Consider the following 19,911-nt stretch of genomic DNA (forward strand, 5'->3'; position numbering starts at 1 on the left):
GATAGTTGGGCGGTGAAGCGTTGATGTTTCACTGCACTGCTTTAAATCGCCTTGCGGAGCCAAACCTATGAGCATCAACAGTATCGACTCAAACAATACACGTCAAGAACATGACTTGTTGGGGAACCGGGATGTTCCGTCCCAAGCCTATTACGGTGTCCATACGCTGCGTGCGATTGAAAACTTCCCCATCACAGGATTACCCATCTCTCACTATCCTGATTTGGTGCGCGCCTTGGCAGAAATCAAAATCGCAGCGGCTCTGACGAATCAAGAGCTCGGCATGCTCGATGCGACAAAGTGCGAGGCGATCGTAGCGGCCTCTAAGGAAATATTGCAAGGCAATCTGCACGAGCAGTTTGTCGTGGACCTGATTCAAGGGGGGGCAGGCACCTCGACCAATATGAACGCCAACGAGGTGATTGCCAATCGCGCCTTGGAGTTGCTTGGACACACCCGCGGGCAATATGAGTTTTTGCATCCAAACGAAGACGTCAATATGAGTCAATCGACCAATGATGTCTATCCCACCTCTCTCAAACTCGCCACGTATCGGGGATGTCAGCGCTTGTTGACAAAAATGTTGAGTTTGCAAAACGCCTTTGAAATAAAGGCCGATGAATTTAAAGACATCATAAAAGTGGGGCGCACACAGTTGCAAGACGCTGTGCCCATGACGCTGGGTCAGGAGTTTCGGACCTATGCGGTCATGTTAGGAGAGGATGTCTTGCGTCTGCGCGAAGCGCTTCCTTTGATCTGCGAGATCAATCTTGGCGCAACTGCGATCGGCACAGGCATCAATACGCACCCAGATTACGCGCAATCCGTACGGAAAAATCTGGTCGCACTGACAGGCTTGCCACTTGAGACAGCACCCAATTTGATTGAGGCGACCCAAGACTGCGGCGCCTTTGTTCAACTGTCTGGCGTACTCAAGCGCATCGCGGTCAAAATCTCAAAGATTTGCCATGATTTGCGCTTGCTTTCGAGTGGCCCACGCGCGGGCTTTGGCGAGATCAATCTACCCGCCGTACAAGCGGGCTCCAGCATCATGCCCGGCAAAGTCAATCCTGTGATCCCTGAGGTCGTCAACCAGGTCGCCTATGAGGTGATTGGCAATGACGTGACGATCAGTTTTGCCGCTGAGGCAGGTCAACTTCAGCTCAATGCGTTTGAGCCGATCATTGCGTACTCCATGTTTAGAAGTGTCACGCATTTGACGGGTGCGTTCGAAACGCTTGAGCATAAATGCGTGCGTGGCATCACTGCAAACGAGTCGCGCATCAAAGAACTGTTCGATCGATCTATTGTGCTGGTCACCGCGCTCAACCCCTATATTGGCTATCAGCATGCGACCGAGGTCGCGCAAGAGGCCTTGGTGACAGGCAAACGCGTCTATGACATCGTATTAGAGCGTGGATTATTGACGGCAGAAAAGCTGGATGACATCTTAAAGCCAGAGTCGATGACAATGCCAAGGTTGCCGTTGAGATAGGGATTTATCCATAAAGCAAAGGGAAAATCTATCGTTCGGTGAATGTGAGTGCGAGGTGAATGATCCTAGTATGTACTGAGAACGTGTTCGTTCTTTTTACAGACAAGGAGTTAAACCATGAAAACCGACCTGCAGTTACAGCAAGATGTATTGACCGAACTTAAGTGGGAGCCATCCATCAATGCCGCACATATCGGCGTTGAGGCAAAAGACGGCGTGGTGACGCTGTCAGGGCATGTCAATTCCTTTACCGAAAAATGGAATGCTGAACGGGCAGCAAAGCGAGTTGCGGGTGTCAAGGTGTTGGCAATCGATATTGAAGTCAATATCCCTGGTAGTGAAAAACAAAGCGACACGGATATTGCGACAGCGATTCGCAACGCTTTAAAGTTTAGTACGTATATTTATCCAGAGTCTCTCAAGGTCGAGGTCGATAACGGCTTAGTGACACTGACGGGAGAGGTTGAATGGAATTATCTTAAAGAAGCTGCAGAGGATACCGTACGCTTTGTGAAAGGCGTCAAAAGCGTGATTAATTTGATTTCTATCAAATCCACCTTGTCGGCCAAGAATGTGAAAGCCGATATTGAGGCCGCGTTAAAACGCAGAGCGCAAATAGAAGCTCAGAATATCCAGGTCGTTGTCAATGGAGATGAGGTCACCCTCAAAGGCAATATTCACAGTTGGCCAGAGCGTCGTTTGGCAACCAGTGCTGTGTGGAGTGTGCCAGGCGTTCGCAAGGTAGTGGATAGAATGAATATTACTTATTGATCAGCTTGTTTGTATACGCGGTGGCTGCATACGAACCACCGCGTATGATTACTTTTCGACCCAGTACACGGACTCGGTGTGATTGCGTCCGTCCTGAATCGTAATCGTTCGCATCGCGAGTTTGCCAAGATAGTTTGCCGTCAAGGTATAGGTGCCTGGTGGAAGTTTGACCAGTAAGATTGGTCCTTCAGTGATAGTCGCAAGGACCGCGTTACCGGCTTTGTCCATGATCTTAAGATCGACATCCGACACCCAAGCGCCTTGCGTTTTCCCCCTCGGGACCTCAGAAAACATCAACTGTAGTGGCCAATTGCATGCATCAGTCTGCAAGGCCTTGCATTCATCCACACCAAAACCACCCGATACATATTGCGTGGAGCCATATTGTTGAATCTTTGGCATGGGTGCTTGCGCATATCCATTGGAAAAAATGAATGCTGCAGCGGTCGCAACTAAAAATTTAGTCAAATGTTGCATGATGAACTCCTTGGGTTTAAAAGGGATCATATTGATGTTTTTTTCGGGCACATTAAATTCATCCGAGGGCTGATTTTTGTATATCGCCTGAGGGGTGTGATAAACGAGAGATACCCATGCAGACCAGTCCTGAGCACGATCGTCAAGGGAGTCATTCAACGTCCAAAAGCACACTTGAAACGATTCAGTATTCAGGCTTGAGTTCGATTCAGGCATCAGATCGCTTGCGTCGTGATGGGCAAAATCTTTTGCCAGGTAGTGTGCCAGTCAGTGCGTTCAGGCTGGTCGCCGAGGTCGTGACGGAACCAATGTTTCTAATGCTTCTTTCGGCAGGAGGTTTATATTTCGCCCTCGGCGATCGAGGTGAAGCGTTTTTTCTTTTGGCGGTCGTGTTTCTGATTATGGCGATGACGATTTTTCAGCACAGTCGAACGCAGCGTCAGCTTGAATCGTTACGTGCACTTTCAGCACCGCGTGCACTGGTCATTCGAGACGGGGTTGAACAGCGTATACCAGGTCTTGAGGTGGTGTGCGATGACATATTGGTTTTACGCGAAGGCGATCGTATTGCGGCAGATGCGTACTTGTTGGAGGGCAGTCTCGAGGTAGATGAGTCACTCCTGACTGGGGAGTCGGTCACCGTCACTAAACTTACACAAGAAAAAAATGATTCTGTTGACGTGCAACTGTATGCCAGTACAGTTGTGACTAAAGGATATGGTCGAGCAAGGGTGATTGCGACAGCACAAAAGACTGCTGTTGGCAAGATCAGTATTGACCTTTCAAGTGTCAACGAGGTGCCCTCGATGTTGCAGCAGAGGTCTCGCAGATTGATTCGTTGGCTAGGTTCGCTTGCTTTGTTTTTGGCGCTTGCGCAAATCATTCTGAATATCTGGTGGAATCAGACCCCGCTGTTGCCGAGTATTTTATCGGGTATCGCCTTTGCGATGGCTATTCTGCCAGAGGAAATTCCCGTGGTAATTACTGTATTTCTTGCGCTTGGTGCATGGCGTCTGGCGCAACAAAAGGTGTTGACCAGACGCGTCACGGCGGTAGAGGCTTTAGGAGGTATTACGGTGCTCGCGGTAGACAAGACAGGAACGCTCACCATGAATCGTATGTCCGTCGCGCAAATAAATGGTGACGCAGCAAGTGTCGCATGGTGTGCCTTGCACGCGAGCATCCAAGACACCGTTGACCCGATGGAGCGCGCTCTGCAGACCTATTGCGAACAAGAGCAAGTGAAAGAAAAGTGGCTGAATGATGTGAAAATCAAGTCGGGAGAAGATGCCGTCTATGACTACGCTTTATCGGCGGATTTGCTTGCGATGACAAGGGTGTACAAAACTGAGCAGGCACATGAGTATCTGTTGGCGACGAAAGGCGCTCCGGAGGCTGTGATCGGACTATGTAAACTGACATCCTCTGAACAGGAGGCAGAACATAAGAAAGTGGCTGAAATGGCCTCTTGTGGTTTGCGGGTGTTGGGGGTTGCGCGAGCATACTGGAGAGATTCAACAATTCATTCCGGTGAGTCAAAGGTGCTTTGGCCGGCGAGTCAGCGCGATTTCATTTTTGAATACGTTGGGTTGGTGGGTTTCGAGGATCCACCCCGACCCGAGGTGCCAGACGCGTTAGCCCAGTGTCAGCGGGCAGGTATCAGAGTCCTGATGATGACAGGTGACCATTTGGAAACAGCCGTGGCGATTGCACGTAAGATCGGGCTGTCAGAGCATCCCGACAGTTTGACGGGATCTGAGCTCGATGGTCTGAGCGATCAGGCCTTACAAATAAGATTAAAAACTTTGAGTTTGTGCGCACGACTCAAGCCCTCGCAGAAACTTAGGCTTGTTAAATTACTGCAAATGTCGGGTGAGGTGGTCGGGATGACAGGTGATGGTGTAAACGATGCACCTGCATTAAGAGCCGCCGATGTGGGTGTCGCAATGGGTGAACGTGGCACGGATGTTGCACGCGAATCCGCTGCACTGGTTTTATTGGATGATAGTTTCGTCAGCATTGTGAAAGCAATTGCCCAAGGTCGTAAGATTGATGAAAATATTCGAAAAGCGACAGGATTCATCTTTTCCGTTCACGTACCAATCATCGCACTCGCTCTTATTCCACCAATACTGCATTGGCCAATGCTCTTGATGCCCGCGCATATTGTTTTACTCGAACTGGTGATTGATCCCGCTTGTACGCTTGTGTTTGAATCAGAGCCTGAAGATAGCGATTTGATGGCGCGACCACCAAGAGCACTGGGTGACTCACCCTTTTCACTTCGCGCCATTTTCCCTTCTCTATGGCAGGGTTTTGGGATCGCGGTCACACTCGTAGTAACTTATGCGTGGCTTGACTTGACAGGTTGGTCACAAGACCTCACGCGTACCCTCGTGATGGTGGCGTTATTGATGAGCGTATTGTTGATCATCTTGGCTAATCGTAATCACGCTCGTTCATTGCTCTTGGGGTTTTCAGTACCTAATAGATGGATGAAGCGTTTGACTATTGCCGTGGTCATTGTGTTGATTGTCGTATTTGCCCTGCCATCATTGCGTGAAGTGCTCAAGCTTGCACCATTGTCCATGCAAGAAATTCTTGTTTTATGCATCGTCTTGGTCGTTTGTACATTGTGGCTTGAACTGGTGCGGTTCCTTTCACCCAGGAAACCGCACGCTCTCCGAGGATCAAACTGCACCTAAATCACTAAGACAGGCAGCTTCGTGTGTTTGATCACCGCGTTGGTATCGCTGCCCATGAACAGCCCCTTTAGCCCCGTTCGCTTGTGTGATGCCATCAAAATGACATCGACCTTTGAGAGTTTTGCAGCCTCTACGATGCCTTCAAAGACATTGACATTGTAGAGATGGCAGACATCGCATTTCACTGTGCTTCCTAACTCAACGGCTGCAAGATCGAACAGTTTCTTGGCATAGTTTTCGCAGTTATTTTTATGGTTTTCCTCTGCCGCTTGAAAGCCATACGCGCTACTTTCATACATGTAGAGTGGAATAGGTTCTGAAACATGAACCAAGGTCACCCGTGCCTGATCCTCTTTGACCAAACGAGAGACATGTTTAAAAGTTTTGTTGATCATTTCTTCACTTGCGATGGGTACCAATAGATGTTTAAACATGTTGATTCCTTCATTGTTGTTATGAAAAGGCTTTAGGAAAAATGGAAAATCAGTTCGCTTGACGCAGATAAGTGGCGTACGAATGCATCATGCCAAGTACTTCTTCCGTTGTGCTGTTGTCTGTGTCGCGGATCGGACAATTACATTGTGGATACATCAGATTGAGGATGAAGCTGTCCTTAACATGCATGGTCCATCCATCATAAATAAGTGTGGATATTTCATTTTGTTCAAACAGATGAATATTGTGATTTCGCTCATCATGTTGAATCATCGCCCATACTTTGTTGACGGCTGAATGATCTCCCTCAATCACGCCGCCCAGTTTTTCTCCGTCGCATATAAACATGCCTCGGAGTCCGTTTTGTATCGCACGCTGATACGAGTCGAAATACAGACTCATTAATTGTGCTGTTCGCAGACCGGCCGTGCATTCGCCAACATAGCCCAGTCGCGCGAGGGGGGGCGGTTCAGACTGACGCAAGATATCGCTAAACAAGTCGCTACTGATTCTCGGTAGTTGATTCATGGTCTGACTCCTTTGAACTGGCGCGATCGCGCGCTTGATTGATCTGGAGACCACAGTTTGACGTAGTCCTGTTCAACACAAATACCTAAAAATCCTTATTTCTATCTCCTGTAAATCAGTAGCGGCTGTTGCTAATGCGTATTTTGTTTACGCATTCGCACGTATTCGTCATCTCTACAAAAGTCCCTAATCTTTCTCCTCTCGGTGGATTGATCTAGTTCGATCGGTCGCTACCTAAAGAACGAATGATTGATTCAAAGGGGGTATGTCTATGTCTATCAGTTTGGTAATCGCAGATCCCCATCCCATGACGCTGTTGGGCATTTCAAAAATATTTCAAAACAATCCCGCTTTTGAAATCAAAGGACTTGCCCACGATGGTGATGAAGCGCTTGAAGCAGTCACAACCTGTCATCCAGATGTGTTGTTGACTGAGTTGTGCATGCCCAAGCGAAGCGGTTTGCAGTTGTTTCAAGATGTACAGCACTGTGGAAACGGCACCAAGACCGTGATTTTTACGAGCGCAGCCATCAGCGAGGTTATGAAGGCGATCGATCTCGGTGTTGCTGGGTTGGTTTCAAAAGACAAGGGCGAAGAGTATTTGACGCTTTGTTTGCAAAAGGTGTCTACCGGCCAGCAGTGGCTCGACCAAGATCTGGCGACTTCGGCGGTGAATCATATGGTGGCCCGACAAAAGCAAAACGGAAAAATCACAGCTGTTCTGACGCCTCGTGAGTTGAGCGTGGCCAAGATGGTGCTTGAGGGGTGGCCCAATAAACGAATCGCCACCAAGCTTTTTCTCAGCGAAGGCACTGTCAAGCTGCATCTCCATCACATCTACAAAAAACTAGATATCACAGGACGGATGGAGCTTGTCCTGTATATGCAAAAAAATGGGATGGCTTAAATGTCTAAATACAACTTCGATCCGCAAGAATTTGAATACGTTGAAAACGAGCGCCTCAGGGAGCGAAGGAAGCGCGAAATCATGCAGCAACGTTTGCGAAAAAAAAGTGTTGAATTTTCATTCAGGGAGAAAGGCCTTCAAAAGAACGGTTCCAAAAGTCGTCAGTTAGGAAAAAATGGTTTTAGTTCAATCGCAATGCTCGCGGTCTCGGCCGCCACACTGTTCGCGCTGAGCGATCAACAAGCGCATGCGCAGAGTTTGCATGAGGCTGTCTTGATATCGCTTGCACAATATCCCGCTATTTTGGCGGCACAGTCGCGCGTCACTGCGGCGGAATCAGACATCATCCGTGCGCAAAGTGCACACTGGCCGCAGCTTGCATGGACAGGCACATATAGTGCGTATGGCACGAGTGAGGTTTCGAACAACTGGATTCAGTCACCAACTGTCAGTATGAATCTCTGGTCAAACTGGAGGATACAGTCAGGCGTCGAGCGCTCTCGGGCTCTTGCGGACTCGGGTCGCCAGCAGCAGCGCATTACGCGCGATGATGTGGCGCTATTGGCGACTGAAGGGTATCTCAACTGGGCGCATCAACAAGACATGGTACGACTGGCAAAAGATAATTTGGCACAGCATCAACGCATACTGGGCAATATTGGTCAAATTGTTGCGGAGGATTCAGGTCGCAGAATTGATTACACCCAAGCTCAGGTTCGTTTGACGAACGCTGAGCTTGCTTTGAAACAGTCGACGGCGGACCTTGCGATTGCGCAGGAGAGATTGAATCGAATGCTGTTGGGGCGTTTGCCTGAAAAACCTTCCGGTCTGGATTTTGTTGTCGGGGTGAATCCGAAAAGTTCAGAGGAGGCGCTTCTTGCACTGAACGATACCCATCCCTCCATCAGTCGACAGATTGCGCTGGTGAATGCCGCGCAAGCGACGTTGAAAGGTGCCCGTGCTCAATATGGTCCTTCAGTTGATTTGACGTATGGGAAACAAACCACTCAAGGTTTGGGGCAGGGCAGTTATCTGACCCAGGTCGTGGTGTCTGTGCCGATCTTTCAAGGGGGGGCGACCTATGGCGCGGTGGGAACCGCTGCGGCTGAGTTGCAAGCGAGCGAGCATAGCTTGGCTGAAACTCGTCTGGTACTCAGAGAGCGTTTATTAGTCAGTTGGGCGGAGTGGCTGTCTGCACAAAGCCGAAGCACTCAGGGCCTGGCACAGGTCAACACAGCCAAAGGCTTGATTTGGGGATATTGGCAACAGTTTCAGGTGGGCCGCCGATCTTTACTTGATTTGCTCAATGTACAGAACGATCTCTATACCTATCAAGTCAACGCAGCGAATGCGAAATATGAAGCCACGGTCTCGCGTGCGCGGGTATTAGCGGCAATGGGCAAACTCGCGAACGACTACACCCTCGCAGCATCTTCGACTCAGGCCAGAACGTTCAACATCACCACCGTCACCAAAGACCACGTTTCAGTGACAGCAGTTCATCAACCTTCGAACAGTCAAGGCCAACAGACGGCAACTGCTTATCCCGTCTGGATGACTGAGGATGCGAGCGGAACGAAGTCAGATCGTCAGCCTCTCCGCAGTGCTGCGATCACAGGCAGTTTGCCACCCTTGAGCGGTCTCAATCTTGAGCAAAGGAATTAGTCATGCGTGAAAAAATTTCAGCCAACGTTACTGTGAATCCCGCTGAGGGACACCCGAGCGATCTTGATTTAGATCGAGATCGCGAAACCTATGAGCACGCTGATCCGATACTCGTGTGTTTTGCCTTGTTAGCGAAAATCATTGATCGACCGGCGCATCTCGCCGCGCTGCGTACGGGGTTTTCTCTGGATGACTCTGGTCGAATTCCTCCAGATTCGTACCCGGATTTAGCCCGTATGCATGGCATGTTAGCCACCTGGACGCGTTATGAGCTTGCCGAAATCCCGGGTTACGTCATGCCTGTCATCATCCCCTTGGTCGACGGTCGTGCCTGCGTGATGGTGGGAAAAAAAGGAAAAATGACCAAAGTGCTGATGGCCGAGTCCGGAATGAACGAAGTGTTAATGCCTATGGAACAGCTGGTTGCTTTGTCATCGGGCGATGTCCTGATGGTCAAAGCCAGTAGCCATCAGGGTGCGCAGCAGATGGTGCCCTTTCGAGGAAAGGCATTTGAATGGTTCTGGAGCAACCTTTGGCGTTTTAAACGCTTTTATGTTGAGTCCATGTTGGCGAGTGTCGTCGCCAATATTTTGACGCTCGCGGTGGTGTTTTTCGCGATGAATGTCTATGACCGTGTCGTGCCCACTCAGGCGTATACCTCGTTGTGGACCCTCGCCATTGGGACCTCTATCGCTATCGTGCTTGAGTTTTCGATGCGTTGGCTCAAGGCCTATTTAGTCGATCTAGGTGGAAAAAAAGCCGACTTGGCTATCAACTCGACGTTGCTGCGAGAAATCATGACGATCAGGTTAGAGCATCGTCCGCAATCGATTGGAATCTTTTCCAGTTCGATGCGGGACTTTGATGCGCTCAGGGATTTCTTTTCTTCGGCGTCACTGGTGCTCTTGGCCGATATGCCCTTCATTATTTTGTTTGTGGCCTTCATTGGGATTGTGGCGGGACCGCTGGCTTGGATTCCGGCGTTGGTTGTACCCGTCTTAATTGTGGTGGGCTTACTGGCGCAAAAGCCGCTGATGCGGGCGATGCGTCAAAGCATGAAGGAGTCTGGTGATAAGCAAAGTGTTTTAGTTGAGTCCATGCTCAATTTGGAATTGCTTAAAGCCCATAACGCCGAAAGTTATCTCCAGCGTCGCTGGGAACACTCTAATCTCGCGGCGGCAGATTCCTACAAAAAGATTCGCTCCATGACCAACATGATGTTGGGTCTGACCACCATGATGCAGCACCTCGTGACAGTCGCGATGGTAGTGTGGGGGGTGTATTTGATTGGGGCGAATCAACTGACTCTTGGTGGGTTGATCGCTTCAGTGATTTTGGCAGGTCGCGCGATTGCGCCCTTGGGAAGTGTGATGTCCCTGGCCGCGCGCTATCAGCAAGCGGTTTCTTCGCTCGAGACGCTAGATGGTCTGATGAAGCGTCCGAGGGATCGCGAGCTAGATCGTCGCTACATTGTTCCTGATCAGTTTGAGGGCGGGATCGCTGCGAAAGACGTCGAATTTGCTTATCCCGGCGAACATAAGATTCCTGTGATCAATCGTGTGTCCTTCTCTCTGGAGGCCGGTGACCATTTGGGAATGTTAGGACGCGTGGGCAGTGGAAAAAGTACCTTGTTGCGTTTAATGGCGGGTCTCTACACCCCGACAGCCGGTAGTATTTTGATCAATGGCATCGATATGCACCAGATCGATCCAGCCGAGCTCCGCGCGCGGATTGGCTATGTCGGTCAAGATCCACAGCTATTTATGGGTACGCTGCGCGAAAACCTGACCTTGTCGGATAGTTGGCTGAGCGACTCCAAAGTGATCGATGTGCTCAATAAACTTGACCTCTACAGCATGGTCGCACGCCATCCCCGTGGGCTCGATATGCCGCTGACTGAGGCAGGCGGGGGACTGTCGGGTGGACAGCGTCAATTGCTGGCGGTTGCCCGCATGATGCTGCGTGATCCCGCTTACGTTTTTCTTGATGAGCCGACCTCGCATATGGATCAAAACTCCGAAGCCAAGGTCATTGAGGTTCTGGGGCAGTGGTTGGAAGGTCGCACATTAATTTTGGCGACACACAGAATGCCCTTGCTCAAATGGACCAATCGTCTGGCTGTGCTCGAACGCGGTGAACTCATGATCGAAGGTCCCAGCGAAGAGGTGATCAAGAAACTGTCGGTTGGCGTCAAGACCACGACGCGTCGCCGCAAAACGGCCACTATTGAGCAGGACCTGGCACAGAGCAATGGCGCGTTGAAGCCGACATTGAATGGTGGCCATGGTTCATTCCCAGGCGCTGCGTCCTGACTCTCAAACATTAAGGTGTAGAAAATGACAAAGAACACGCAAGTAATTGACAAGCATGACATGCACACCATGCATGGCTTTCACAACGCACTTGAGGAGCGTCACGCCGGCCGCTATCTAATTTGGCTGCTTGCCCTCGGATTTATTGGGGCTCTTGTTTGGGCGGCGAACTTTAGTCTGGATGAGATCACGCAGGGTAATGGCAAAGTGATCCCCTCGAGCCGCGAGCAAGTCATCCAGAGTCTTGATCCCGGCGTTTTGACCGAGCTCTATGTCAAAGAGGGTGATGCGGTGCAAAAAAATCAGATTTTGCTGCGTATCGATGACGCGCGTTCCGGTCCGCTTTATCGAGAAGCGCAGGAAAAGTTGTTGGCACTCGTTGCGCAAGCGGCACGGTTGAGAGCAGAGGCGTACAGCACCGCGTTGGAATTCCCGCCCGAGGTCAGTGCGCTTCCAATCTTGATCCGCCGCGAGGAGCAAGCCTATCTCGCGCGTAAGCAAGCCTTAGACGAGCAAATCGAGGCCATGAAGCAGTCACTTGAGGCGTTGAGCCGAGAGATTGCACTCATCAAGCCTTTGGTCGGTCAGGGCGTCATTTCTCAGGTTGAATTACTGAGACTCAATCGACAACAGTCAGATATGCATGCCTCGATTGCGGAGCGGAGAAACCGTTATTTCACGGAAGCCAATAATGAGTTGGTGCGTGTCGAGGCAGACTTGGCGCAGGTGCGGGAAAACGCCTTGGCTCGAAAGGATGCTTATACGCGTTCTGTGATTCGTTCACCGATGAATGGCATTGTCAAAAATGTGCAGGTCACTACGATGGGTGCCGTAATTCAGGCGGGTCAAAGCATCATGGAGATTGTTCCGATCAATGAGGAGTTACTCGTGGAGGGATATGTCAAACCCTCTGAGGTGTCTTATCTGCACCCTGGCTTGCTTGTCATGGTCAAGCTAACGGCTTTTGATTTCAATCGCTATGGTGGGCTTGAAGGGGTGCTTGAGCACATTAGTCCCGACACCATGAAAGACGAAAACAAAAATCGTAAACCTGGCACCAATCCTGTCGATCTCGAAGAAGGGTATTACAGGATTCTCGTGCGCATTACGGATGAAAATCGCGAACGCAATGGACGCACGTTGACCGTTGTGCCAGGGATGACGGCCTCAATTGAAATCAAGACGGGTCAAAAAACCATCTTGACCTATTTGTTCAGACCTCTTCAAGCTGTCTCAGAAGCACTCAGGGAACGCTGATTTGTTTTTTTTTATATAGATCAATTGGTTATCCCCATATGATTATTCAAATTATAACCTTTGTCATATATTGAAATTGTTCTACATATATTAAAAAGTGTATAAGCTTAGTACTAATAAGCTATATCAAAAACAATGCAGCAGAACAAAAAGGTTCTCGTATGCCGACCCAGATCTTGATTGTCAACGACCATCGCATTTTGTCCGAAAGTATCGGCTGTCTCCTCCAGAACGAGCCCGATATGCAGATCGTCGGTGTCGCTAAAGACTGGGGTGAGGCCGTGGAGTTCAATCAGCACCACGCCCCGGATGTGGCGCTCGTAGCGATGGATTTGCTGGCAAGTAATGGTTTGGCGTTGATCAAACGATTGATTAGCGCCTGTCCCAAGCTTCGCGTGATTGCGCTCTCGACCACAGTGCGACGGCATATGATCATCGAGACCATGAGTGCGGGTGCCAAGGGGTTTATCTCGACGACGAGTACGTTGGATGAGTTGCTCTTTGCGATTAAGAGCGTTTCGCATAATCAGTTTTATATGTGCCAAGCCGCATCGGCGACGTTGATGGATTTTGCGAAAAATAATAAGAAAGCGGATACCAATCTGGCGGAGTTCAATCTTTGCGATCGTGAAAAAGAAGTCTTGATTTTGATCGCGGATGGACTGTCTTCGAAAGAAATTGGGGTTAAGCTCCACATCGCGCCCAGCACAGTGGATGTGCATAGGCGTAACATCATGAATAAAATTGGCCTACACAAAGCTACGGACCTGACGCGTTACGCGATCCGCAATAATTTAATACAAGCATGATAAGTTGATAAAAACATGACAATGACTCTTAAAGCGATTCAAAACAAATTGGGCTTTCTAGAGGTCGAAATGGTTCATCTGCGCGAGAACTATGTCACTGTCAACAAAAGATACACCGAAGCCTTGTCAGGCCTTACAACAATGACGGTCAACGCTTCTGAGGCGGCTCAGCGCGCAGCCAAAGCGGCCAAGCTTGCCAGCAAGGCTGCGACAGACTCGGCCAGGGCGGCCAAACAAGCGGCGTCGGAGTTTGTGGTGGCTGCAGCTGAAAGTGCGGCCAAGGCGGCGGAGTATGCGGCAGAGTCCGCGTTGGCGTCGGCGTCTTCTGCCTCCGCAGCGGCGGCAGCAGCAGCAGAGGCTGTGGCGCATCAAGCCAATGACATTGCGCTCAAGGCGTCGGCTGCTGCTGCAAAAGCGACAAACGTCGCGGCAGCTGCAGCGTTTGAAGCCGTGCAAATGTCCAATGTGGCTGCAAGCGCGTCTGCGCGAGCAAAACTTTCAAGCGCCTCAGCAAAAAAAGCCGGTAAAACAAGTACCGTTTCTAAAGCTGTGAAAAAAACAGTCAAAAAAGTTGTGAAGTAAAGACGGGATGGCTAAAGTCTAATTGGAGCCTGCGAATCACCCCTCCAAGCTCTGGAAACGGCATTACGATCGTATCGGCTTTATATCGGTGTGACTATATTTTTTCGCGCAGCACACACCGGTCGCCACTGGCTTTTCTTTCCACCAGCACAGAGGACAACTGGGGCAGGGTGGGTTTCAGTTGGTTGCGAATAAACCCGCACAGGTTTTCCAGGGTCGCAGGACCGAGGTGTTCGATTTCGTCCAAAAACCGATGATCCAGCATTTCTCTGACGCGTGCGACTTGCTGGCGCAGGTAGCCCAGATCCACCAGCATACCGGTCTTGGCATCCGCATAGCCAGAGACAGTCACTTCGGCTTCGTAGGTGTGTCCGTGGATGCGCAGACTCCCTTCGGTTTCAATCGTCCGACGCAGTGTGTGGGCGGCTTCGAAATAAAACCGTTGCGAGAGCTCGCACCAGGGAGTGTCGCCTGTTTGGCTTGTGTCTTGGAGGTGGGGAGCGCGCATCAACGAATCTCTAATACTTTGTGTGTCTGTACCGATAATCGCCAGACGGGATTGTTCTGGCAATAGGCGATGGCTGCGCGCGTATTGGCGAGCCGGTCCGGACCATCCATGGCTTGAAGCAGATAATGCTCAAAGTGACTGGAGCCCAGTTGATCAGGCAAGAGCGTGGGTTGTGGGTAGACGAGCTTGAGCTCGTGACCTTGGCGCTGGACCCAGTCCGCGCCCGCTTTGGGACTGACGCAAATCCAGTCAATCCCAACGGGCGCTTCAATGGTGCCGTTTGTTTCGACCGCGATCTCAAAGCCTTTGGCATGGAGCGCTTCGATCAAGGCCTGATCGACTTGTAAGAGTGGCTCACCACCGGTTAACACCACGTATTGGTGGCCATGTCCGGCGGGCCAAAGCGTAGAGATTTGCTCGGCGAGCGCTTCGGCCGATTGAAACTTGCCTCCAAGGGTGCCGTCTGTGCCGACAAAATCGGTATCGCAAAACTTGCACACGGCGCTGGCACGGTCTTCTTCGCGGCCGGTCCAGAGATTGCAGCCGGTAAAACGACAAAAGACCGCTGGCCGTCCGGCGCGCAGTCCCTCGCCTTGCAGCGTGTAGAAAATTTCTTTGACGCTATAGGTCATTGATTTCAATACTTAAATAAAGTCTAGATCGCGCATTGTAAACGCAGCGCTTGCAGTCAAGCGCGACAAACCGTTTAGAGGTCATTATCAAGTAAGCTCTTGCGGCAGGTTGCGCAGGGCATCAAGGACTGGGGCCTGAATCAGTTTTTTGGATAAAGAGAGAACATTATGGGCTTATTTGAGCGCTTTTTGACTGTATGGGTGGGTCTCGGCATCTTGGCGGGCGTGGGGTTGGGGCTGTTGGCGCCTGGGATGTTCGGCGTGATCGCCGGCCTGGAGTTTGCACACGTCAATCTGGTCGTGGCGGTCTTGATTTGGATCATGATCTATCCCATGATGATTCAAATCGACTGGTCCTCGATCAAACAAGTCGGTCAAAAGCCGCGCGGGCTGTTCTTGACCTTGGTGGTCAATTGGCTGATCAAGCCCTTTACGATGGCCGCCCTTGGGGTTTTGTTTTTTGAGTATATTTTTGCCCCTTGGGTCGATCCTCAAACAGCGAGCGAGTACATCGCGGGGATGATTTTGCTGGGGGTCGCACCTTGTACGGCCATGGTGTTTGTCTGGAGCCAGCTAGTCAAAGGCGATGCAAGCTACACGCTCGTACAAGTATCGGTCAATGATCTCATTATGGTGTTTGCATTTGCGCCGATTGCGGCATTTTTGCTGGGCGTGACTTCGCTGACGGTGCCTTGGGAAACCTTGCTGATTTCAACGATTTTGTATGTGGTCTTGCCACTGATCGCGGGTGTCTTGACCCGCGAGGCCTTGTTGCGCCAGTCTTCCGCGGCAGTCAGCCGTTTTGTCGCGAGGCTCAAGCCTTGGTCGATTGTGGGGTTGATTGCCACTGTTGTGCTGCTGTTTGGCTTTCAAGCACGCACGATTGTGGCGCAACCGTTGGTGATCGGCATGATTGCGATCCCTCTGATTGTGCAGACCTACGGGATTTTTGCAGTGAGCTGGTTAGGCGCGCGCTGGCTCAAGCTGCCTCGAGACATCGCTGGACCCGCGTGTCTGATTGGTACGTCAAATTTTTTCGAGTTGGCCGTCGCGGTGGCGATTTCTTTGTTTGGACTGAACTCAGGTGCGGCGCTGGCCACGGTCGTGGGCGTGCTGGTCGAAGTGCCTGTCATGCTGTCGCTGGTGTGGCTGCTTAACCGTGGTCGGACTTGACGCGAGCGAGTTTGACTCGCTTAAACCCCACGCCGTTGGCCAGCGCCAGGCCCGTAAAGATCAGTAAAACGCCTAAAAGGGTGCGCAACGTAAAGTGCTCACCCATCAGCGTCCAGCCCCAGAAAAGTCCGACGACCGGGACGAGATAAGACACTGTCATGGCACGTGCCGGGCCAATGTGCTGAATCAAGCGGTAATACAAGACATAGGCGACGGCCGAACAAAGCACCGCCAAGACAAGGGCGGCGAGCCAAGCCACAGAGCTGACCGACTCGGTGGGCCACCAGTACCAGGCAAGTGGCAGCAGCAAGACGCCGCTCGTGAGCGAAGAGCCTGTCGCATTGACGAACGGACTAAATGAAGACAAGTACTTTTTGGCGTAACACGCTGAAAGTGCATAACAAATCGGGCCGAGCACGGCAGCGGTCAATGCCAGAGTCGAGTCGCTCAGCGCGAGCTCAAAGCGCTCCCAGACCAGAAATGTGATACCCAGCAGGCCAATCAACAGCCCCAAGGCACCCGTCACGGTTAAACGGATCCCCAGCCATAACCAGGCCACCAACGCACCCCAGAGCGGTGTGACGGCATTGATCACCGAGATCGTGCCCGAGGGAATGTGGAGCGCGGCATAGGCCGACAACATATAAGGCAGACTCGAGTCCAGCAGTCCGAGAGGAATAAAGTTTTTCCAATGTTTGAATAAGACCCAAACTTCGCGCCTAAAGGCCAACACCAGCAAGAGCACCAGTCCGGCGATCATCGTTCTCAAAAAGATAAGGGGTGCGGGACCAAATTCGGCGACACCGACTTGAATCAACAGAAATGAGCTTCCCCAAAAAAAGGAAAGCAGTAAAAGCTCGAAAACACTATGAGGACGCATGCGTCATAGTATCCGCTTAAAATGCTTTTAATCCTCGAAGCTCCAGTGTCAATTGTGGCTTCGACCCACCTGATGCTTTTCTAAACGTGTTTTCTAAGTGATGACATACCGAAATTTTCTCTGGTTCATCTTTGCCGCCGCTGCCGTGCGTCTATTGCTGCTTGGCTTTTCGCCGCTGATGGACACGACCGAAGCGCGTTACGGCGAAATCTCGCGCATTATGGTCGAGCTCAACGACTGGGTGACACCCTGGTTTACGTACGATGTGCCGTTTTGGGGTAAGCCCCCTCTGGCGTTCTGGATCACAGCCATTAGTTTCAAGATCTTTGGCATCAATGAGTTCGCCGCGCGTTTTCCGCATTGGCTGGCCGGCATGGTGGTGCTCTGGATTCTGTGGGGCATGCGCCCGCGGAGCGGCTCGACGGGGGCGACGTACGCGATTGCCTTGCTGCTCGGCTCTGTGATGTTTTTTGTCGCCTCAGGCATGGTCATGATGGACATGGCCTTAGTAATTGGCACGACCTTGTCGATGCGGGGGTTCTGGAATGGTTTGCACGGCGACGCGTCGCGGCGTGGTTCTGAACGTTGGCTGCTCTTTATTGGTTTAGGGATTTCTTTACTGGCCAAGGGTCCGGTGGGGGTCGTGTTAACAGGCTTGCCTTGCGGAATCTGGGCCTTGCTGTCTGGCAATCTTCGGGTGATCTGGCGTGACTTGCCTTGGATCCGAGGATTGTTGTTGACCGCCGCAATCGCGCTGCCCTGGTATGTGATTGCCGAGCTACGTTCGCCTGGTTTCATCAACTATTTCATCGTGGGTGAGCATTTCAATCGCTTTGTGACACCGGGTTGGAAAGGGGATCTGTACGGCACTGCGCACGACTATCCCTACGGCACCATCTGGTTGTTCATGATGGCGGATGTGTTGCCCTGGACGATTTTGTTCCCCATTCTTGCGTGGCAGACGCGTGGCGCACGTGCGGAGCTGGCAACGGCTCAGCCGAATACTTCCCAAAATATGCCGTCAACAGAAAGTGCCACACCGGCTGCTTGGCGCAATTACTTACTCCTCTGGGCCTTTATTCCAGCAGTATTTTTTACGATGGCAGGCAACATTATCTGGCCCTATGTCATGCCAGGCTTGCCTGCGCTGGCTTTATTGGTGGGGGGCTGGCTGACCACGCGCGCCAATCAAAATCTGGTGCGGATCAATCTCGCCCTGGGTCTGACCATTACGATGGTGCTCGCGGTCGGCTTTAACGTGAGCATGCCCTTTACGGGACGTAGCAATGATCTGGCAGCCAAGACCTTGATTGAGGACTACCGAACGCGCCAGCCTCAAGGTCTGCCCTTGATTTATTTGGGTCATCGGCCGTTTTCCGCGTCTTTTTATAGCCAGGGAAAGGCCTTACTTGAAAAGACACCGGAGAGTCTATCTAAAAAGCTGGAAACGACTCCTGCTTTTGTGGCAATCCGCACATCCGATTTGGGCTACATGCCGCCGTCTTTGCTCGCGGGCCTGGAGCCCTTGAGCAAGCACGGCTACTTTACGTTGTTTCGCCAGAAGGGCGTTGTAGGGGCAGCGCCAGGGTCACCAGCCAGCAAGTGATCAGCATCAGGGCGGAGCCTATCAGCGCGTAAAGAAGGCCTCCCCACTGATACAACAGGCCTGAAAGCAGGGTGCCGATAAAGCGGCCCAGAGCGTTGGCGGCGTAATAAAAGCCGACGTCTTCGGCTGCCTTTTCTGAGCCGGCATAGGCCAGGATCAAATAAGAGTGCACCGAAGAATTGACGGCAAAGGCAAAGCCAAATACTCCAAGGCCAGCCACGACGACCCATTCGAGGTGACTGACATCGAGCCAAACGAGCCCGCAGAGCACGACGGTGACGAAGGCCAGGATGGCAGACCAATGTCGGGCGGCGGGCACTTCGTTGCTCAGTCCATCCTCACTGCGTCGGACTAGGGAAGGCGCCATGGCCTGAACAAAACCATAGCCAATCGTCCACGCCGCGAGAAAGCCACCCACCATCGTAAAGGTCCAGCCTGAAGCGTACAGAAAGACGGGCACGCCGACGACAAACCAAACGTCGCGCGCACCAAACAGCACCACGCGTGCGGCTGCCAACAGGTTAATGCCGCGGTTTTTAGCAAAGAGTTCTTTGGCGGATTTGGAGGCTTTGCTTTTGCCCATCATGGGCGGCAGAGAAAAAACCACGCCCACCAAAATCAGCGCTAACAGTCCCGCCATGATCCAAAGCGAACCCTGAAAGCCGACCTGATCAAGCAGCAGGCCTCCCAGAAAAAATCCCACGCCTTTCATCGCGTTTTTGCTGCCAGTAAACCAGGCAACCCATTTGAACAATTGCCCCGAGGCTTGACCTGCGGTGATTTTGATGGCGGATTTGCTGGCGGTCTTGGTTAAGTCCTTGGCCACACCGCACACGCCTTGCGCCATGACCACCCAGGCAACCGACATTGCTGCGGTCCATTCAGGCGAGAGTGCGGAGAGCAGCAGAAAGCCAACAATCTGGGTCACCAAGCCCACCATCAGCATGCGCGAAATGCCAAAGCGTGTCGCAAGCCACCCTCCCAGCAGATTGGCCACCACACCAGCGGCCTCGTAGAGCAAAAATAGAAAGGCGAGGGCAAAGGGCGAATAACCCAAGCGGTAAAAATGAAGCAATACCAACATGCGCAGTGCGCCGTCAGTGAGTGTGAATCCCCAATAGGCGGACGTCACAATGGCGTAGTTGCGTGCGGCGTGTGTGGACATGGGC

At 51.6% G+C, this 19,911-nt stretch carries 18 protein-coding genes; 11 read left to right on the forward strand and 7 right to left on the reverse strand.

Annotated features, from left to right (window positions below):
- Window positions 1-67: 67 nt before the first annotated feature.
- A complete protein-coding gene (gene aspA, locus WBJ47_RS14385; RefSeq protein ID WP_422244054.1) occupies window positions 68-1,495 on the forward strand; it encodes an aspartate ammonia-lyase in 1,428 nt (475 codons plus the stop codon).
- 117 nt (window positions 1,496-1,612) lie between these two features.
- On the forward strand, window positions 1,613-2,266 hold the full coding sequence (locus WBJ47_RS14390; protein WP_422244053.1) for a BON domain-containing protein: 654 nt from the start codon (window positions 1,613-1,615) through the stop codon (window positions 2,264-2,266).
- A 48-nt stretch (window positions 2,267-2,314) separates the two neighbouring features.
- Here WBJ47_RS14390 and WBJ47_RS14395 read toward each other — a convergent pair whose 3' ends face one another.
- A complete protein-coding gene (locus WBJ47_RS14395) occupies window positions 2,315-2,743 on the reverse strand; it encodes a carboxypeptidase regulatory-like domain-containing protein (RefSeq protein WP_422244052.1) in 429 nt (142 codons plus the stop codon).
- 116 nt (window positions 2,744-2,859) lie between these two features.
- Here WBJ47_RS14395 and WBJ47_RS14400 point away from each other — a divergent pair, with 116 nt between their 5' ends.
- A complete protein-coding gene (locus tag WBJ47_RS14400) occupies window positions 2,860-5,448 on the forward strand; it encodes a cation-translocating P-type ATPase (protein ID WP_422244051.1) in 2,589 nt (862 codons plus the stop codon).
- On the opposite strand, the gene WBJ47_RS14405 is transcribed toward WBJ47_RS14400, so the two are convergent.
- Both WBJ47_RS14405 and WBJ47_RS14410 read right to left on the reverse strand, forming a co-directional pair.
- Entirely contained in the window at window positions 5,445-5,882 is a 438-nt protein-coding gene (locus WBJ47_RS14405) for a universal stress protein (protein ID WP_424585385.1), read from the reverse strand. The genes WBJ47_RS14400 and WBJ47_RS14405 overlap by 4 nt on opposite strands.
- Before the next feature lie 49 nt (window positions 5,883-5,931).
- Window positions 5,932-6,411, reverse strand: a complete 480-nt coding sequence (locus tag WBJ47_RS14410) for a BLUF domain-containing protein (protein WP_422243855.1) — start codon at window positions 6,409-6,411, stop codon at window positions 5,932-5,934.
- Between the two features lie 271 nt (window positions 6,412-6,682).
- On the opposite strand from WBJ47_RS14410, the gene WBJ47_RS14415 reads away from it, so the two are divergent.
- The 6 genes from WBJ47_RS14415 to WBJ47_RS14440 all read left to right on the forward strand — a co-directional run bounded on the left by WBJ47_RS14415 (window position 6,683) and on the right by WBJ47_RS14440 (window position 13,943).
- Complete coding sequence (locus tag WBJ47_RS14415) at window positions 6,683-7,318, forward strand: LuxR C-terminal-related transcriptional regulator (protein ID WP_422243854.1); 636 nt, start codon at window positions 6,683-6,685, stop codon at window positions 7,316-7,318.
- Window positions 7,319-8,983: a TolC family protein gene (locus WBJ47_RS14420; RefSeq protein WP_424585386.1), complete on the forward strand. Its 1,665-nt coding sequence runs from the start codon at window positions 7,319-7,321 to the stop codon at window positions 8,981-8,983. It abuts the gene before it with no gap.
- Window positions 8,984-8,985: 2 nt separating this feature from the next.
- A complete protein-coding gene (locus WBJ47_RS14425) occupies window positions 8,986-11,295 on the forward strand; it encodes a type I secretion system permease/ATPase (protein ID WP_422246221.1) in 2,310 nt (769 codons plus the stop codon).
- 24 nt (window positions 11,296-11,319) lie between these two features.
- Window positions 11,320-12,552, forward strand: coding sequence for an HlyD family efflux transporter periplasmic adaptor subunit (locus WBJ47_RS14430; protein WP_422246220.1), 1,233 nt, complete (start codon window positions 11,320-11,322; stop codon window positions 12,550-12,552).
- A gap of 161 nt (window positions 12,553-12,713) precedes the next feature.
- A complete protein-coding gene (locus WBJ47_RS14435) occupies window positions 12,714-13,361 on the forward strand; it encodes a LuxR C-terminal-related transcriptional regulator (protein ID WP_422246218.1) in 648 nt (215 codons plus the stop codon).
- Between the two features lie 15 nt (window positions 13,362-13,376).
- Entirely contained in the window at window positions 13,377-13,943 is a 567-nt protein-coding gene (locus WBJ47_RS14440; RefSeq protein ID WP_422246216.1) for a hypothetical protein, read from the forward strand.
- Between the two features lie 94 nt (window positions 13,944-14,037).
- Here WBJ47_RS14440 and WBJ47_RS14445 read toward each other — a convergent pair whose 3' ends face one another.
- Both WBJ47_RS14445 and queE read right to left on the reverse strand, forming a co-directional pair.
- Window positions 14,038-14,451 (reverse strand): 6-pyruvoyl trahydropterin synthase family protein, encoded by a 414-nt coding sequence (locus WBJ47_RS14445; RefSeq protein ID WP_422246215.1) that lies wholly within the window; start codon window positions 14,449-14,451, stop codon window positions 14,038-14,040.
- Window positions 14,451-15,083 (reverse strand): 7-carboxy-7-deazaguanine synthase, encoded by a 633-nt coding sequence (queE, locus tag WBJ47_RS14450; RefSeq protein ID WP_422246214.1) that lies wholly within the window; start codon window positions 15,081-15,083, stop codon window positions 14,451-14,453. The genes WBJ47_RS14445 and queE overlap by 1 nt, the downstream gene beginning before the upstream one ends.
- Window positions 15,084-15,251: 168 nt before the next feature.
- Between queE and arsB the strand changes: the two genes are divergently transcribed.
- Window positions 15,252-16,256, forward strand: coding sequence for an ACR3 family arsenite efflux transporter (gene arsB / locus WBJ47_RS14455; RefSeq protein WP_422246212.1), 1,005 nt, complete (start codon window positions 15,252-15,254; stop codon window positions 16,254-16,256).
- On the opposite strand, the gene WBJ47_RS14460 is transcribed toward arsB, so the two are convergent.
- Window positions 16,237-17,136, reverse strand: coding sequence for a DMT family transporter (locus tag WBJ47_RS14460; protein ID WP_422246211.1), 900 nt, complete (start codon window positions 17,134-17,136; stop codon window positions 16,237-16,239). The genes arsB and WBJ47_RS14460 overlap by 20 nt on opposite strands.
- Window positions 17,137-17,236: 100 nt before the next feature.
- Here WBJ47_RS14460 and WBJ47_RS14465 point away from each other — a divergent pair, with 100 nt between their 5' ends.
- Window positions 17,237-18,742, forward strand: a complete 1,506-nt coding sequence (locus WBJ47_RS14465) for an ArnT family glycosyltransferase (RefSeq protein ID WP_422246209.1) — start codon at window positions 17,237-17,239, stop codon at window positions 18,740-18,742.
- On the opposite strand, the gene arsJ is transcribed toward WBJ47_RS14465, so the two are convergent.
- A complete protein-coding gene (gene arsJ / locus WBJ47_RS14470; protein ID WP_422246207.1) occupies window positions 18,681-19,907 on the reverse strand; it encodes an organoarsenical effux MFS transporter ArsJ in 1,227 nt (408 codons plus the stop codon). The genes WBJ47_RS14465 and arsJ overlap by 62 nt on opposite strands.
- Between the last annotated feature and the right edge of the window lie 4 nt (window positions 19,908-19,911).

It is taken from the genome of Zwartia sp. (genome assembly GCF_049655405.1).
Lineage (GTDB): Bacteria > Pseudomonadota > Gammaproteobacteria > Burkholderiales > Burkholderiaceae_B > Zwartia.